The 15,388-nt window shown below is 71.8% G+C and carries 15 protein-coding genes; 7 read left to right on the top strand and 8 right to left on the bottom strand.

All coding sequences use genetic code 11. From position 1 onward, the window contains the following. The first annotated feature begins 418 nt into the window (after positions 1-418). From IM770_RS17890 to IM770_RS06850, 3 genes are all read left to right on the top strand, one after another. Positions 419-1,003 carry an ATP-binding cassette domain-containing protein gene (locus IM770_RS17890; RefSeq protein ID WP_307785393.1) on the top strand — a complete coding sequence of 195 codons (585 nt, stop codon included), beginning with the start codon at positions 419-421 and terminating at the stop codon, positions 1,001-1,003. Further along, positions 1,000-2,748 (top strand): thiol reductant ABC exporter subunit CydC, encoded by a 1,749-nt coding sequence (gene cydC, locus IM770_RS06855; protein ID WP_203580372.1) that lies wholly within the window; start codon positions 1,000-1,002, stop codon positions 2,746-2,748. Before IM770_RS17890 ends, cydC begins: the two co-directional genes overlap by 4 nt. A gap of 151 nt (positions 2,749-2,899) precedes the next feature. Then, positions 2,900-3,841 carry a capsular polysaccharide synthesis protein gene (locus IM770_RS06850; RefSeq protein ID WP_203580371.1) on the top strand — a complete coding sequence of 314 codons (942 nt, stop codon included), beginning with the start codon at positions 2,900-2,902 and terminating at the stop codon, positions 3,839-3,841. Positions 3,842-3,846: 5 nt separating this feature from the next. On the opposite strand, the gene IM770_RS06845 is transcribed toward IM770_RS06850, so the two are convergent. From IM770_RS06845 to IM770_RS06815, 7 genes are all read right to left on the bottom strand, one after another. Beyond that, the gene (locus tag IM770_RS06845) at positions 3,847-5,388 is read right to left on the bottom strand and encodes an SDR family oxidoreductase (protein ID WP_203580370.1); all 1,542 of its coding nucleotides are present in this window, start codon (positions 5,386-5,388) and stop codon (positions 3,847-3,849) included. A gap of 85 nt (positions 5,389-5,473) precedes the next feature. Further along, positions 5,474-6,085, bottom strand: coding sequence for a GNAT family N-acetyltransferase (locus IM770_RS06840; protein WP_203580369.1), 612 nt, complete (start codon positions 6,083-6,085; stop codon positions 5,474-5,476). A gap of 337 nt (positions 6,086-6,422) precedes the next feature. Beyond that, entirely contained in the window at positions 6,423-7,511 is a 1,089-nt protein-coding gene (locus IM770_RS06835) for a sulfate/molybdate ABC transporter ATP-binding protein (RefSeq protein ID WP_239065807.1), read from the bottom strand. Beyond that, positions 7,508-8,359 (bottom strand): ABC transporter permease, encoded by an 852-nt coding sequence (locus IM770_RS06830; RefSeq protein ID WP_372430658.1) that lies wholly within the window; start codon positions 8,357-8,359, stop codon positions 7,508-7,510. Before IM770_RS06830 ends, IM770_RS06835 begins: the two co-directional genes overlap by 4 nt. After that, on the bottom strand, positions 8,356-9,159 hold the full coding sequence (modA, locus tag IM770_RS06825; protein ID WP_203580368.1) for a molybdate ABC transporter substrate-binding protein: 804 nt from the start codon (positions 9,157-9,159) through the stop codon (positions 8,356-8,358). The genes IM770_RS06830 and modA overlap by 4 nt, the downstream gene beginning before the upstream one ends. Before the next feature lies 1 nt (position 9,160). After that, on the bottom strand, positions 9,161-9,553 hold the full coding sequence (locus IM770_RS06820) for a TOBE domain-containing protein (RefSeq protein ID WP_203580367.1): 393 nt from the start codon (positions 9,551-9,553) through the stop codon (positions 9,161-9,163). Positions 9,554-9,652: 99 nt separating this feature from the next. Beyond that, a complete protein-coding gene (locus IM770_RS06815; protein WP_203580366.1) occupies positions 9,653-9,865 on the bottom strand; it encodes a hypothetical protein in 213 nt (70 codons plus the stop codon). Positions 9,866-10,078: 213 nt separating this feature from the next. Between IM770_RS06815 and IM770_RS06810 the strand changes: the two genes are divergently transcribed. The 4 genes from IM770_RS06810 (at position 10,079) to IM770_RS06795 (ending at position 14,822) form a co-directional block, all read left to right on the top strand. Continuing rightward, positions 10,079-10,972 (top strand): DUF808 domain-containing protein, encoded by an 894-nt coding sequence (locus IM770_RS06810; RefSeq protein ID WP_203580365.1) that lies wholly within the window; start codon positions 10,079-10,081, stop codon positions 10,970-10,972. Positions 10,973-11,042: 70 nt separating this feature from the next. Next, positions 11,043-11,795: an SDR family NAD(P)-dependent oxidoreductase gene (locus IM770_RS06805; protein ID WP_203580364.1), complete on the top strand. Its 753-nt coding sequence runs from the start codon at positions 11,043-11,045 to the stop codon at positions 11,793-11,795. A 64-nt stretch (positions 11,796-11,859) separates the two neighbouring features. Further along, on the top strand, positions 11,860-13,029 hold the full coding sequence (locus IM770_RS06800) for a glycosyltransferase (RefSeq protein ID WP_372430657.1): 1,170 nt from the start codon (positions 11,860-11,862) through the stop codon (positions 13,027-13,029). Positions 13,030-13,154: 125 nt separating this feature from the next. Continuing rightward, on the top strand, positions 13,155-14,822 hold the full coding sequence (locus IM770_RS06795) for an alkaline phosphatase D family protein (RefSeq protein WP_203580362.1): 1,668 nt from the start codon (positions 13,155-13,157) through the stop codon (positions 14,820-14,822). A gap of 32 nt (positions 14,823-14,854) precedes the next feature. Here the strand turns inward: IM770_RS06795 and IM770_RS06790 are convergent, their stop codons facing one another. Beyond that, positions 14,855-15,322 carry a cyclophilin-like fold protein gene (locus IM770_RS06790; protein ID WP_203580361.1) on the bottom strand — a complete coding sequence of 156 codons (468 nt, stop codon included), beginning with the start codon at positions 15,320-15,322 and terminating at the stop codon, positions 14,855-14,857. Positions 15,323-15,388: the final 66 nt, after the last annotated feature.

Genomic DNA, 15,388 nt, shown 5'->3' with positions numbered 1-15,388 from the left:
GGCCGTTGAGCGAGCGAGGAACGAGCGAGACGAAACGCCCCCGCACCCGGCGCACACCGCGACCGCAAGCCCGGCCGTTGAGCGAGCGAGGAACGAGCGAGACGAAACGCCCCCGCACCCGGCGCACACCGCGACCGCAAGCCCGGCCGTTGAGCGAGCGAGGAACGAGCGAGACGAAACGCCCCCGCACCCGGCGCACGCCGCGACCGCGAGCCCGGCCGTTGAGCGAGCGAGGAACGAGCGAGACGAAACGCCGCCGCACCCGGCGCAGGCCGCGGGCGTTTCGTCTTCGGGCGCTGGAGCGCCCTCCGCTCAACGACCGGGCCCGGCCGCCGGAGCGCCCTCCGCCCAACGACCGGGGCCTGCCGCGCCTGTCCTCCGCCTCGAGGGCGTCCGCGTTCAGCGCGGCGAGCGGCTCCTGCCTCCGGTCGACCTGACCGCGGCGGCCGGCACCGTCACCCTCATCGAGGGGCCGAGCGGCGTGGGCAAGTCCAGCCTCTTCGCGGCTCTCCGCGGCGCCGCCGCGTTCGAGGGCGTCGCGACGTGGGGTGGCACCGACCTCCGGGGACTCGCGCCTTCGGCGTGGCTCGCGTGGGCGGGCCAGCGACCGGGACTCCTCACGGGATCCATCGCCGACAACGTCGCGCTCGGCGACGCCGTGCCTGCGCAGAGCGTCGTGAGGCAGGCTCTCGACCTCGCGCGCGCCGGTGCGCTCGACCCGGCGCTAGAGCTCGGCGTCCAGGGCGCGGGCCTGTCGGGTGGTCAGGCGCAGCGGGTCGCCGTCGCGCGCGCCTTCTACCGCCACCTGCGCGGCGCGGCACCCGTCATCGCGCTCGACGAGCCCAGCTCGGCACTCGACCCCGAGACCGAGGCACGGCTGTGGCGCGGCATCCGTCATCTCGCCGACGACGGTGCGACGGTGCTGCTGATCTCGCACCGCACCTCGGCGCGCGACGTCGCCGACGCCGTCGTGCGGCTCGCCCGGAGCGAGGTGCTCGCATGACCACCGCCCGCAAGCCCGAACACCCCCGCTCACCTGTCGCACACAGCCGCCCCCCGCGGCAGAACGTGACAGGCGGGCAGCAATCGACGACCGCCGCGGTGCTGCGCGGTGCGTTGCCGCCGGCGCGACGCTTCTGGTGGGCCCTCGCGGCGGGGTTCGCCTCGGAAGCCTCGGCCGTCGCCCTCCTCGCGGTGAGCGCGTGGCTCATCGTGCGGGCGAGCGAACAGCCGCCGGTGCTGTACCTGTCGTTCGCGGTCGTCGGGGTGCGGTTCTTCGCGATCTCGCGAGCCGTCTTCCGGTACCTCGAGCGACTCACCGGTCACGACGCCGCGCTGCGACAGCTCGCATCGACGCGCGCATCGCTCGTGCGCCGGCTCGTGCCGCTCGCCCCCGACGGCCTGGCCGGCACCCGCCGCGGCTCGGTGCTCGGCGCGCTCGTCGACGACGTCGACGAGCTGCAGAACCTGCCGCTGCGAGTCGTGCAGCCGCTGGTCTCGTCGGCGCTGGTCGCGCTCGGCGCCGTCGTGCTCGTGGCGTTCGTGTGGTGGCCGGCCGCCCTCGCACTGCTCGCGTGCCTCGTGCTCGCGGCGGCGATCGCGACCCTGTGGGGCTGGGTGTCGGGCGCCCGCGCCGAGCGCAGCATCGCGCCGCTGCGCGCACGCCTCGCCGACGCCGTGCTCGATCACCTCACCGCCCTCGAGGTGCTCGAGGCCTTCGGCGCCGAGGAGCGCAGCCGCGAGCGCATCGCGCAGGCCGATGCCGAACTGCGCCGAGCCGTCGTCCGCCGGTCCGGAGCCCAGGCCGCGACGACCGCGCTCGTGTCGCTGCTCGCCGGCGCCGCGTCGATCGCCGCCGTGCTCGTCGCGGCGCCCGGCCTCGCGTCGGGATCGCTCGATGCGCCGGGCCTCGCCGTGGTCGTGCTGGTCCCGATGGCCGTGTTCGAGGTGTTCGCCGCGGTGCCGATGGCGGCGTCGGCCTGGCGCCAGGTGCGCGCATCGGCCGCCCGCATCGCCGACGCCGTGCCCACGGAGCCGCCGGCGCAGCTCGCGCCCGAGTCCGCCTCGTCGACCGGCGAGGCGCCGGCGCTCGGCGACGGGCTGCTCCTGCGGGGAGCCACCGTGCAGTGGCCCGGTGCCGACGATCCCGCCCTCCGCGACGTCGACCTCACGATCCGGCCCGGCGAGCGCGTCCTCGTCATGGGCTCGAGCGGCGCCGGCAAGAGCACGCTCGCCCACGCGCTGGTGCGATTCCTCGAGGTCGACGGCGGCTACGACCTGGGCAGCCGCTCGGTGCACGACCTCTCCCCCGACGACGTGCGGCTCACGGTCGGACTGTGCGAGCAGCATCCGATGCTCTTCGACGAAGACATCCGTCAGAACCTGATCTTCGCCCGCGATACGGCGACGGATGCCGAGCTCGAGGCGGCGCTCGACCGCGTGGGTCTCGGCGACTGGCTGCGGGAGCGGGGCGGGCTCGACGCCCGCGTCGGCGAGCGCGGCGCCCTCGTGTCGGGCGGGCAGGCCCAGCGTCTCGCGCTCGCGCGGGCGCTGCTCCGCGGGTTCCCGGTGCTCGTGCTCGACGAGCCGACCGCGGGCGTCGACCCCGAGGCATCCGCTCTGCTCCTCACCGACCTGCTGCGCGCGGTCCGCGACGACCAGGCCGTGGTCGTCATCTCGCACGTCGCCGTCTCCGACGGACTCGTCGACCGCGTCGTGCGAATCGACGACGGACGCCTCGTCGCCTGACCCGAAGCCCGCGGCCCTGGGTCATCCGGCCTTCCCCGCCCCCGGGTCGCCTGATCCGCCGCGGCCCCGGTCATCCGGCCCTCCCCGCCCCCGGTCACCCGCCCCGCCCCCGGAAGCCCGGGTCGTAACGACGAGCACTTAGGCTCGGACCGTGAGCACCGGCATCCCGAACCCTTTCGAAGGGCTCGAGGCGCAGCTGCGGCGGGCCGACCGGTTCCGCGACACGGTCGACCCGGTGGCCGCGATCGCCGCATCGCGCACGTTCGCCGACTTCCTGCGGCCGCGGCTGCCCGGACTGCGGGTCGCGGCCGGGCTTCCCGCCGAGGCGGGCTCGCGCAAGGACGGCCGGCTGATCGCCGACCGTGACGGCGCACGGGTCGATCCGGCCGCCCTGCGGCTCTACACGTTCTGGAACACCCCGCTCGAGACCGCACCGCCGCTCGTGCAGGCGTGCATCGCCGAGCTCACCCGCCTGCACGCCGACGGCCCGACGCCGCTCACGGTGCTCGACGGCGCATCGGCGCGCGAGCTGGTGGAGATTCCGGATGCCGCGGCCGACGCCCTCGAGAAGGACCACCCCGCGCACTTCTCCGACTTCGTGCGCGTGAGCGTGCTCGATCGCCTGGGCGGCATCTGGGTCGATGCGACCTGCTGGGCGCCGGCGCCTCTCCCCGACGCCGTCGCGCCGCTCCTCACCGCGGGAGCCCTGTACCCGCGGTGGACCCGGCACCAGATCGGCAACTGGTTCATCGCCGCCGTTCCGTCCACACCGCTCATCCGCCTGCAGCGGCTCGCGCTCGAGGCGTGGTGGGAGTCCGGCGGCGGCCTTCCCGACTACTTCCTGTACCACCGCATCTTCGAGGTGCTGCTCGAGCTCGTGCCCGAGTTCCACGGACAGTGGGATGCCGCGCCGACGCTCTCGAGCGCCGCCAGCCACCTGCTGCAGCTCGGCATGATGCAGCCGTGGGACGCCGATGCGATGCGGTTCGTGGCGGGCGCGTCGATCGTGCAGAAGCTCAGCTACAAGTACGACGCGGTGCCGCAGGGGTCGGTGCTCGATCGCCTCGTGACGGGCGCCGCGCTGCTCGCCTGAACCGCCTACTCCGACGCCGACGACTCGGCCGTCGCGGTGATCCGCCGCGCCATGCCGGCGAAGATGAAGCCGTGGAACGGCAGCACGGCGAGCCAGTACAGGCGACCGGCGAGTCCACGGGGGAAGAACACGGCGCGCTGGTCGTAGCGCGATCCGCCGCCGCCCGGTTCGGCGGACGCCCGCAGCTCGAGCCACGCGAGCCCCGGCACCTTCATCTCGGCCCGGAGTCGCAGCATCCGTCCCGGCTCCAGCGCCTCGACGCGCCAGAAGTCGAGCGCGTCGCCGACGGCGAGCCGGTCGCGGCTGCGGCGCCCGCGAGCGAGGCCGATGCCGCCGACTAGGCGGTCCATCCAGCCGCGCATCGCCCACAGCACCGGTGACGAGTACCAGCCGTTCTCCCCGCCGATGCCCACGATGACGCGCCACAGCGCCTCGGGCGAAGCCGGCGTGTGGGCGGTCCGCATGTCGGTGTAGACGACTCGGCCTGCCCAGTCGGGGTCGTTGGGCAGCGGGTCGCTGGGGGCGCCCAGCACTTCGGAGTCCTGCCAGCTGGTCTCGACGGCGTCGTCCTCGACGCGTCCCAGCGCCAGTCGCACCGCCTCGCGGTAGGGCGTGAGCCCGCCCGGGGGCGGTGCGATCAGCGCATCGACCGCGTGGTCCTTCATGACGCACTCGTTCTGCAGCGACTCGACGAGGGGCCGCGCGATCGACCGCGGGATCGGCGTCACCAGGTTCACCCAGTGCGACGCGAGCCGCGGCGTGAGCACCGGCAGCGAGGCGATCGGCCGCTGCCGCAGGCCCGCCGCGACGGCGTACCCGTTCATCATCTGGCCGTAGCGCAGCACGTCGGGTCCGCCGATGTCGACGGCCTCGTTGACCTCGGCATCCACGCGGGCCGCGCCGAGCAGGTAGTGCAGCACGTCGCGTACGGCGATCGGCTGGATGCGGTTGCGCACCCACTTGGGCGCCGGCATGTACGGCAGCACCTCGGTGAGGTGCCGCACCATCTCGAACGACGCCGAGCCTGAGCCGATGACGACTCCCGCCTGCAGCACGATCGTCGGCACACCGCTCTCGAGGAACGTCTCACCCACCTCGACCCGCGAACGCAGGTGCGGCGACAGCGGCACCCCCGCCGGGTGCAGCCCGCCGAGATAGACGATGCGGCGGACGGATGCCGCAACCGCCGCCTGCGCCACCGTGCGGGCCGCGCGGCGGTCGGCGTCGGCGAACTTCGAACCGCCCGACATCGAGTGGACGAGGTAGTACAGCACATCGACGTCCCGCACCGCCTCGGCGACCGCCCCACTGTCGGTGGCGTCACCTCGCGCGATCTCGACGCGGTCGCCCCAGGGGAACGCCGCCGCCCGCGCGGGGTCGCGCGCGAGCACGCGCACCTCGTAGCCGGCGTTGAGCAGCCGGGGCACCAGGCGCCCGCCGATGTAGCCGGTCGCACCGAGCACGAGCGCCCGCGGTGCCGAGCCGTCATCGCGCCGCTGAGCGGTCAATTCGGGCTCGCGGCCCGTCGGCGCCGAGACATCGTCCACGCCCGCAGACTATGGGCGCCCCGACCGCTCACCTACGGCTTGACGTGGGGCGATGGATGCGCTTCGTGGCGGAGGCCGGCGTGGTTCAGAGGCGGGTGGCGAAGACCCGACTGCCCTGGGGCGACGGGAGCGGCTCGAACCCGACCCGGGGGTAGAAGGCGACGGCGCCGGTGTTCTCCTCCGACGCGACGAGGTGCAGACCCGTGACGCCGGCCTTGCGCAGGGCGTCTTCGAGCGTCGCGATCAGCGTGCGGCCGAGCCCCTGCCCCTGGGTTTCGGGCAGCAGGTCGATGTGCAGGTGCGCCGGGTACTCGTCGCCGAAGGGCTGCGACCCGCCGCGGCGCGCGTACGCGTAGCGCAGGATGCCGTCCTGGCGCGAGACGCTCACCGGAAGCGGGTCTCCTTGCGGCTTCGGCCACCGCTCGGCGAACCGCGGCCACCACTCGGCCGCGAACCACTCCTCGAAGGCGGCGGAGTCGGGCGCCCCGACGACGTACCCGACCACGCGCCCGTCGTCCGCCTCGACGACGAACGCGAACTCCGGGTGCCGCGCCGCGTACGGCAGCACGAAGATCTCGGCCCAGAGGTCGTCGTCGTCGAGCAGTCCGGTCGCGTCGGCACCGGCATCCGCCGTCTTGAGGCAGATGTCGGCGAGAGCGGGTTCGTCACCGGGTCGGAAGGGGCGGATGCGGGTCACCGGGCGAGTCTATGGCTCCGCCGCCATCGAGGCACCAGCCGTTGAGCGGAGGGCGCCCAGCGCCCGCACACGAACGCCGCCAGTCCGCGGGATCGCCGGGGCGGTAAACCCAGCCACCGGCCGTTGAGCGGAGGGCGCCCCAGCGCCCGCAGACGAAACGCCCCCAACCTTCCCGGACCGCCGGGGCGTTTCGTCTCGCTCGTTCCTCGCTCGCTCAACGGCCGGGGGTGAAACACCAGCCACCGCAGACGAAACGCCCCCAACCTTCCCGGACCGCCGGGGCGTTTCGTCTCGCTCGTCCCTCGCTCGCTCAACGGCCGGGACCCGAAGCACCGCCTCAGGAACCCGCCACGAACCGCACGTCGGCCGGATCCACCCGCAGCGTGATCGCATCGCCCGGCGCCAGACCCGCGGCGCGATCTGCCGCCACGTCGACCGCGACGTCCGGGTCGGCGGTCCGCAGGCGCACTCCCGCCGGCGTCTGCTCGAGCCGCACGATCCGCGCCGTCCACTCCCCCGGCTCGCGCCGCGGCTCGCCGACGACGCGCACGTCGCTGGGGCGGAAGACCGCGGCAGGAGACGGATGCCGCGCCCCGGCCGGGGAGGGCAGCACGAGGTCTCGGGCACGCCAGGTCGCGGCATCCGTCGTCCCCTCCACGCGATTGAGTCCCGCGACCGCCGCCGCGAACCGGGTCGCCGGTGCTGCCAGCACCTCGCGCACCGGACCGGACTGCGTCACGCGGCCGTCTTCGAGCACCACGAGGCGGTGCGCCAGCGCCACGGCGTCGACGGCGTCGTGGGTCGCGACGACCGCGGTCGTGCCGGTGGCCGCGAGCTGCTGGTGCAAGAGAGCGCGCACGTCGCCCGCCGTCTCGGTGTCGAGCGAGGTCAGCGGCTCGTCGAGCACGATCGCCGCGGGCGTCGTCGCAAGCGCGCGAGCCAGTGCTACGCGCTGCTGCTGGCCGCCCGACAGCTGCGCGGGGCGACGCCCGCCGAGCCCGTCGAGACCGACCCGGCGCAGCCACTCCGCCGCACCATCCCCCGCTGCCGCCCTGCTCGCGCCGTGCACCCGCAAGCCGAACGCGACGTTGTCGAGCGCGCTGAGGTGCGGGAACAGACGCGGATCCTGGCCGAGCAGCACCACCGCGCGCGAGGCCGGAGGCGTGCGGCGGGCGGGACTGTCGTCGAGCACGCGGCCGTCCAGCCGAACGTGCCCCTCGTCGAATCCGATGAGTCCGGCGAGCACGCCGAGCAGTGTCGACTTGCCCGCGCCGCTCGGTCCCATGAGCGCCACGACCTCGCCCGCCGGCACGTGCAGCGCGACGTCGAGCGCGAAGCCGCCGCGCCGCACGACGATCCGCGAGTCGAGCCCGGCAGCGGCGGCGGATGCGGCATCCGCCATCACGTTCTCTGCGGCCGAGATCATCGCGGCGTCTCCACGCGCCAGGCGCGCACGAGCAGCAGCACGCCGACGGCAGTGACGAGCAGCAGCAGCGACAGCGCGACGGCGGTGCCCTGCGAGACGCCGGCGCCGTTGAAGGCGGTGTAGATCGCGAGCGGCATCGTCTGCGTGACCCCCGGCGCGTTGCCGGCGAAAAGCGCGGTGGCGCCGAACTCCCCGATCGCACGCGCGAAGCACAGCACGATCCCCGCGACCAGGCCCGGCGCGGCGAGCGGCAGCGTGACGCGGGTCAAGATCGTCCAGCGACTCGCGCCGAGTCCGGCCGCCGCCTGCTCGTAGCCGACGCCCGTCGAGCGCAGCGAACCCTCCAGCGCGAGAACCAGGAAGGGCAGCGCCACGAAGGTCTGCGCCAGCACGACGGCGGTGGTCGTGAACGGGAGGCGGATGCCCCAGTCCGCGAGGATGCCACCGAGCCAGCTGGTGCGGCCGAACAGGAACAGCATCGCAACGCCCCCGACCATGGGCGGGAGCACGAGCGGGACGGTCACGAGGGCGCGGAGCACCGCCGCCGTGCGGACGGTGCTGCGCGCGATGAGCAGCGCCAGCGGCACTCCGAGGGCGACGCACACCGCCGTGGCGACGGCTCCGGTCGCGAGCGACAGTCCGAGTGCCGAGAGGGCTTGGGACGACGTGACGTCGGTCCACAGCGTGGTCCACTCGACGCGCAGCACGAGAGCGCCGAGAGGCAGCACGAGGAGGGCGAGCCCGATGATCGCCGGCACCGCGAGAACCCGGGGCACGAACCCGGCCCGCTCCGCGGCGGTGCGCCGGCGCCCGGGGCCGGATCGCACGGCCGGGGCAGCGACGGTCACGGCGACCCGAAGCCGTGAGCCTCGAGCACCTCGCGACCGTCTTGCCCGACCACGAGAGCCACGAACGCCTCGGCGATCTCAGGGTTCGCCGCGTCCGCGAGCGCGGCGATCGGATAGCTGTTGACGACCGCATCGGCACCGTCGGTCTCGACGGTCTCGATGTCGCCGGTGGTCGCGGCATCCGTCACATAGACCAGCCCCGCATCAGCCTCGCCCGCCGCCACCTTCGTGAGCACGGCCGTCACGTTCTGCTCGTAGCTGTCGACGCTCGGCGTCACGCCTGCCTTCGACAGCAGGGTCGCCGAGGCCGCGCCGCACGGCACTTCGGCGGCGCACAGCACGACGGTCCGCTCGGGGTCGGCGAGGTCGCCGAGCCCCGTGACCCCGCCGGGATTGCCGGCGGGCACGACGAGCACGAGCGTGTTCGTCGCGAAGATCTGCGGGTTCGACGCCAGGCCGCCGTCGACGACCTTCTGCATGTTCCTCTCGTCGGCCGACGCGAACACGTCGGCGGGCGCGCCCTCGAGGATCTGCGTGGCGAGCGTCGACGAGCCGTCGTACGTGACGGGGAGGACATGCACGGACGGATGCCGCGCCTCGAACCTCGTCGCCAGTTCGTCGAACGCCACCGCGAGCGAAGCCGCCGCGTAGACGGTGAGGTCGCCCACGAGCTCCGGCTCAGCGGAGGCTGCCGGGCCGGGGGCGCCGGGACTCTGGTCGGGGTTCGTCGCACAGCCGGCGAGCAGGAATGCCAGCGACGCGACGACGAGGGACGAGCGGAAGAGGATGGAACGGCGCACGTCAGCCCTTCGGGGCCTCGACGATGACGGTCGTCGCCTTGATGACCGCGACGGCGAGCGAGCCCGGCTCGAGCCCGAGCTCGCGAACCGCCTCGGACGACATGAGGGACACCACGCGGTGGGGTCCGGACTGGATGTCGACCTGCGCCATGACGCCGTCGAGCTGCACGCGCGTGACCAGTCCGACGAACCGGTTGCGGGCGCTCGAGAGCACGTCGCCGGCGTCGGCCGGCGCGGCGGCGAGCTCGACGGCGTGGGCGGCGAGCGCATCGCCGGGGATCTCGGCCGGCGAAGCGCCGGTCGTCGGCAGCACGCCGGCATCGACCCATCGGCGTACGGTGTCATCGCTCACGCCGAGAAGCCGCGCCGCCTCGGAGATCTTGTAGCTGGCCACACGGCCACGGTATCACCGCAGATGCGGGTTCATTCCGGTAATATTTCCGCTGCTGCGGGCGGATTCCTCGGGCGCCCCCTGTGCCGACCGGCGGACCGGTCAGGACGGCTCGCCGAGGTCCGAGTCCTCGTCGTCGATGTCGTCGCTGCGCGGTCCGACGAAGTCGCCGGTGATCGTGTGCTCGCGTTCGACGTCCTTGATGACGTCGGTCTTGAGGTCGCTGGCGGGGTTGGTGTCTTCGGGCGCGAGACGCGGGATGACCCCCTCCCCCGTGGTGTCGGAGGCGTCGTGGTCGTTTCGGTCGCGGTTCATGGGATGCTCCGTCCTTCGTGTGCGAGGACGATACGTCCGTCGGCAGGGTTCTCCCATGGCGCTTGACAACGGGCAGCGGGTGCCCACGGGTGGTCGAGGCGATCAGCGCGGGCGCTCGCGGGCGGCTGGAACGTCCGGCGTGAGAGCCGACTAGCGTAGGTAGCGGATCAGCGACGGCCCGTGCGCTGAGATGCAGAACAGAGGGACGAGCAGATGTCTGTTGGGTTGCTCGCGGTCGTTGACGACATACTGTCCGCCGCACTGAAAGCCAGCGCGAAAACGGCGGGCGTGGTCGTCGATGACGCGGCCGTAACCCCGCAGTACGTGCAAGGACTGACCCCGGCACGCGAGTTGCCGGTCATCGCGAAGATCGCGATCGGCAGCCTGCTGAACAAGTTCGTCATCATCATCCCCCTCGCGTTACTGCTGACCGCTTTCGCCCCATGGTTGCTCCCGTGGCTGCTGATTCTCGGCGGTTCGTACTTGTGCTTCGAGGGCGCCGAGAAGGTGATGGAGTGGTTCGGCGCCCACCACGGCCCCGGTCAGGACGAGCCGCGGGACGAGCGTCGCCTCGTCTTCGGGGCGGTCCGCACCGACCTCATCCTGAGCACCGAGATCATGCTGATCTCGCTGGCCAGTCTCGACAAGGACTTCGGGATCTGGCTGACTCTGGGGGCGCTGTGCGTCATCGCGCTCGGCATGACGCTGCTCGTGTACGGTGCGGTTGCGCTTCTGGTGAAGATCGACGACATCGGGTTGGGCATGGCCGAGAGCTCGGTGCGTCAGATCCGTGTCACCGGGGAGCGGATCGTGCGGTCGATGCCGACGGTGTTCCGCATCATCAGCGTCGTCGGCACGGTGGCGATGCTCTGGGTCGGAGGTCATCTGGTGATCGCCAACCTGGCCGAGACGTTCTGGCATGGCCCGTACGACCTGCTTCACGCCGTCACCCACACGGTCGAGTCGCTGGGACCGGTGATGGTGTGGCTGGTCGACACGGCGTTGTCCGCCGTGTTCGGTCTCGCATTGGGCCTGATCATCGCCGGAATAGTGATCGCGGTGATGAGGATCGTGAAGCGGAATGCGCCGGTCGAGCCTCCGCACTGACCCCGCCCACCATTCTGCGAACCGAGTCCAGGCGTGACTCGGCGCCCTCCGGAGACGACAGAGGAGTGACATGGAGTTCTTCGATCTGACCGGCCGGCGGGCGCTGGTCACTGGAGGCAACCGCGGTCTCGGGCTCGCGATCGCGCACGCGCTCGCAGCCGCCGGCGCCCACGTGGTCCTCGGCGTCCGCGATCCTGAGAGCGCGGAGCTGCCACTCCGTGCGATTCGGGCTGAGGGCGGTTCCGCGTCCTCGATCATCCTCGATGTCACGCAGCTGGATGAGGCCAGAGCCGCGATCGACGCGGCATCCGGCGATGGCGCGTTCGACATCCTGGTGAACAACGCCGGCGGTGGGATCAACGCGCCGGCGCTCGACGTCACGGAGACGGACTTCGATGCGGTGTGGTCGCTGAACGTCCGCTCGGCGTTGTTCCTCTCGCAGCACGTCGCGCGCTCGATGGCACCCGGTGGCGCGATCGTGAATGTCGCGTCGCAAGCAGGGATCGTGGCGCTGCCCGGCGAGTCGTCGTACTGCATCGCGAAGGCAGCGATGCTGCACATGACTCGCTGCCATGCCGTCGAGTGGGGCGACCGGGGAATCCGCGTCAACGCCGTCGCTCCCACGTTCATCGAGACCGACGGCACGGCGGAGGCGCTGTCCGACCCTGCGTTCCGCGCCGATGTCATCGACCGGATCGCAGCGCTGCACCGGATCGGCAAGCCCACCGAAGTGGCCGGAGCTGTGGTGTTCCTGTGCTCTCCCGCAGCGTCGCTCATCACCGGCCAGACGCTGGTCGTCGACGGCGGGTGGACCATCCGCTGACGGCGGTCGGTGCGCGGGCGGGGGCGGTCTTGCCGGGAGCGAAGTCCGGTGGGAGCCTACGCATGTGCGCGTGCTGTGTGCGACGACTGCCAACGACGGCCATTTCGGACCGCTGTTGCCGTTCGCGCGAGCCTTGGCAGCAGCGCGACACGAGGTCCGGGTAGCTGCCCCTGCGTCGTACGCAGGAACGGTGGCGAAGGCGGGCTTCACACACGAACCGTTCGCCGACGGCCCGCGCGAGCTGATAGGCGCCGTCATGGGCAGGTTGCCGACCTTGGCGTTCGAGGAGGCCGACGACGTCGTCATCCGTGAGGTGTTCGGCAGGCTCGATGCGCAGGCCGCGCTGCCCTCGCTCCTGGAGACGGTCGAGCGCTGGCATCCCGACCTCGTGCTCCGCGAGAGCGCTGAGCTCGCCTCTCTCGCCGCTGCCGAGCGGGCCGGAGTTCGCCACGTGCACGTCAGCATCGGCATGCACGAGATCCTGACTCGATTCGCTGAGGCCATCGGCGATCCACTGGACGAACTCGGGCGCCTGGCCGGCCTGGTCGAGGGCCGGCTCACCTCTGCGCTGGCCACCGAGCCCATCCTCAGCCTCGTGCCCGAACTGCTCGACCACGCTTGTGGACCGGCGCCGACAGGAAGCGATGATCTTCTGCGGTTCCGCGAGCCTCTCGCGGCCTCCAGCGGTCCGCGCCTCCCCGACTGGGGCGATCCGGCGGCTCCGTTGGTCTACGTCACCTTCGGTTCAGTCACCGGCTCACTGCCGCCGTTCGCCGGTGTCTTCCGGCAGGCGCTGGATGCCTTGGCCGAGGTCGAGGCGCGCGTGCTGATGACCGTCGGGCGCGAAGTCGCCCCTGATGCGCTCGGCCCCCTGCCGTCCAACGCCCATGTGGAGCAGTGGCGGCCGCAGGACGCCGTGCTCCGACAGGCCGCGGCGATGCTCGGGCACGGCGGATTCGGAACGACCATGGGCGCCCTGGCCGCGGGCGTCCCGCAGGTGGTCGTTCCGCTCTTCACGTCCGATCAAGTGGTCAACGGCGAGCATGTCGCGGCGGTGGGCGCCGGGCTCATTGTCGGGCGGGGGCCGGCCTCGGTGGAGATCGCCGCCGCAGAGGTGCCGCGGCTGCTGACAGATCGGACATACGCCGATTCCGCTCATCGGGTCGCGGCAGCGATCGCGCAGCTGCCCTCCACCGCGGAGGCCGTCGATACCCTGGCCGGCCTGGTCGGCTGAGAGCCTGACGAGCACCGAGCGATCGCGGGCTGGCCGGTCATCGCGATCCTCCGGCGGCCACCACATCGGGCGATGACCGCAACAACCCCTGGCCGCTGTGGCGTTGGTCGCGGTAGAACGGGTTCATGGGATCCCCGCTGCTGTTGGGGCCGATGCTTCGTTACGTCGATGAGACGTCGGCCAGCATCTGGGTGGAGACGCGAACCGATTGTCTGGTGAATGTTCGCGTCGGGGGCCGATCATGGCAGGCTCGCAGCTTCGTCGTGCACGGCCACCATTTCGCCCTCGTCGAAGTCGACCAGCTCGAGCCCGGCAGCGTCTCGCCGTACGAGGTCGAGATCGACGGGGTCACCGTATGGCCGGACCCCCGATCCGAGTACCCGGCATCCGTGATCGCCACACGCGCGCGCGGGCAAAAGTCGCGGATCGCCTACGGATCGTGCCGCACCAGCGTCCCTCACGACCGGTCGGGCAACCGGACCCATGGCGTCGACTCGTTGCGCGCCTTCGCGCTCGCGGTGGCCGACGGCCGGCAGGACCGACCGGACCTGCTGCTCTTCCTGGGCGACCAGGTGTACGCCGATTCCACCACGAAGGAGATGCAGGAATTCATCCGCAGTCGCCGCGACATCCACGAGGAGCCGGGCAAGGAGCTGAAGGACTTCGAGGAATACGCCCACCTCTACCGACTGGCGTGGTCGGATGATGCGAATCGGTGGCTGCTCTCATGCGTGCCGAGCGCGATGATCTTCGATGACCACGACATCCGCGACGACTGGAACGCCTCGCTCGATTGGAAGCGGAAGATGCAGGCCACCACCTGGTGGCACGAGCGCATCGTCGCGGGCTTGGCGTCGTACTGGGTGTACCAGCACCTCGGCAACCTCTCCCCTCGCGAACGCGCCTCTGACGAGATGTGGCAGCAGATCAGTGGGCGGGACGACGTGTCGCGCGACGTCACCGCCGCCCTGGACGAGTTCGCCGACCACTGCGACCAGGACCCGGGCAGCTACCGCTGGAGCTACTCCCGAGACTTCGACGGAACCCGCCTGATCGTCCTGGATTCGCGCGTCGCGAGAGAACTCGACCCGTCTGCGCGGGCACTGCTGAACAGGCGAGAGCTCACATGGTTCGACGACCACATGCGAGGCGGATTCCGCCACGTGCTGATCGCCACCTCGCTCCCGTTCCTCTTGCCCTTGGGCCTGCACCATGTCGAGGCGTGGGATGAGGCAATCGCCGAAGGCGCCTGGGGTCGACCGGCCGCGTGGGTCGGAGAACGACTGCGGAGGGCCTTCGATCTGGAGCATTGGGGCGCGTTCCAGAACAGCTTCCACGCGGTTGCCAGGATCGCGACGGAGCTGGCAGACGGCGAGCGCGGCCCGTCGCCGTCGACGGTGACCTTCCTGTCGGGTGATGTGCACTTCTCGTACCTGGCCGAGGTCGAGCGCCAAAACGGCGGCCGCATCGTGCAGGCGGTCTGCTCACCCATGCGCAACCCGCTGCCCAGACTCCTGCGCTGGTTCTCGGTCGTGATGTCCTACGGCGCAGCGACGCCGCTCGGGGCCGCTGCGGCGCACTCGGCAAAGGTTCCCGACCCGCCCTTCCGCTGGAAGACAGTGAAGGGCCCCTGGTTCGACAACAACCTCGCACTGCTCCAGGAGGGTGCAGACGGGCTCACGATGACATGGCACACCGGCATCGTGGAGGACGGAGACGAGCTGCATCCGCGGCTGGAGGAAGTGGCATCCATCACGGTGCCGGCGAAGGGAGACTCCAGAGTCGCGCACTGATCGGCTATCAATCCCACCGAGTCGTGCCGCTCTCATCCTCTGGTGTCTGAGCTGGTCGAGGCGACGCTGAGTTCGACGAGGCAGTCCTCTCGGCAGCCGATGAGCTCGTCCAGGCCCCGTTCGAGGCGGCCGAGCAGGGTGAGGCCGTGATCCGGGACGGCTGAGCCGTTCGTGAGGAAGACGACGATGCGCTGCTCTGCCGCGACGTAGGCCACGTCGCCGGCCCGGTACTCGTCCATCGACGGGGCACGCGTGGTGTCGATGGGCCTCGACAGGTCCGCGAAGACGGCGGTGCCCATCCGGTCGTGGAATGTCAGGGTGAGCGGCAGTCGCGCGCCGAAGTGCGCGGCGTTTGGCGAGCTGTCGACGGCGACACCGGCCCGCGATGGAGGCGCCGGGCTGCCGTGGGCGAGCGCGGGTGCCGTCAGGAGCAGTAGCGCGGCAACGATGTTGTTGAGCAGCGCTTGCGGCGCCAGCCGGTGGAGCGAGAGCTGTGGCATGTCATCAGCCAACGACTTCTCGCATTCGCGTGGGAGTCCCGGCCTTGACGTGCCCTGGCAGGGGAT

Source organism: Microbacterium hibisci (genome assembly GCF_015278255.1).
Classification (GTDB): Bacteria; Actinomycetota; Actinomycetes; order Actinomycetales; family Microbacteriaceae; genus Microbacterium; species Microbacterium hibisci.
This window is presented reverse-complemented; position numbering and strand designations above follow the sequence as displayed.

Excerpts from the sequence above, each read along its gene's own strand:
- IM770_RS06790 (WP_203580361.1), bottom strand. The coding sequence starts at position 15,322 with ATGCCACAGCTCTCGCTCCACCGGCTGGCGCCGCAAGCGCTGCTCAAC.
- cydC (WP_203580372.1), top strand. The coding sequence starts at position 1,000 with ATGACCACCGCCCGCAAGCCCGAACACCCCCGCTCACCTGTCGCACAC.
- IM770_RS06795 (WP_203580362.1), top strand. The coding sequence starts at position 13,155 with ATGGGATCCCCGCTGCTGTTGGGGCCGATGCTTCGTTACGTCGATGAG.
- IM770_RS06815 (WP_203580366.1), bottom strand. The coding sequence starts at position 9,865 with ATGAACCGCGACCGAAACGACCACGACGCCTCCGACACCACGGGGGAG.
- IM770_RS06810 (WP_203580365.1), top strand. The coding sequence starts at position 10,079 with ATGTCTGTTGGGTTGCTCGCGGTCGTTGACGACATACTGTCCGCCGCA.
- IM770_RS06805 (WP_203580364.1), top strand. The coding sequence starts at position 11,043 with ATGGAGTTCTTCGATCTGACCGGCCGGCGGGCGCTGGTCACTGGAGGC.
- IM770_RS06835 (WP_239065807.1), bottom strand. The coding sequence starts at position 7,511 with ATGATCTCGGCCGCAGAGAACGTGATGGCGGATGCCGCATCCGCCGCC.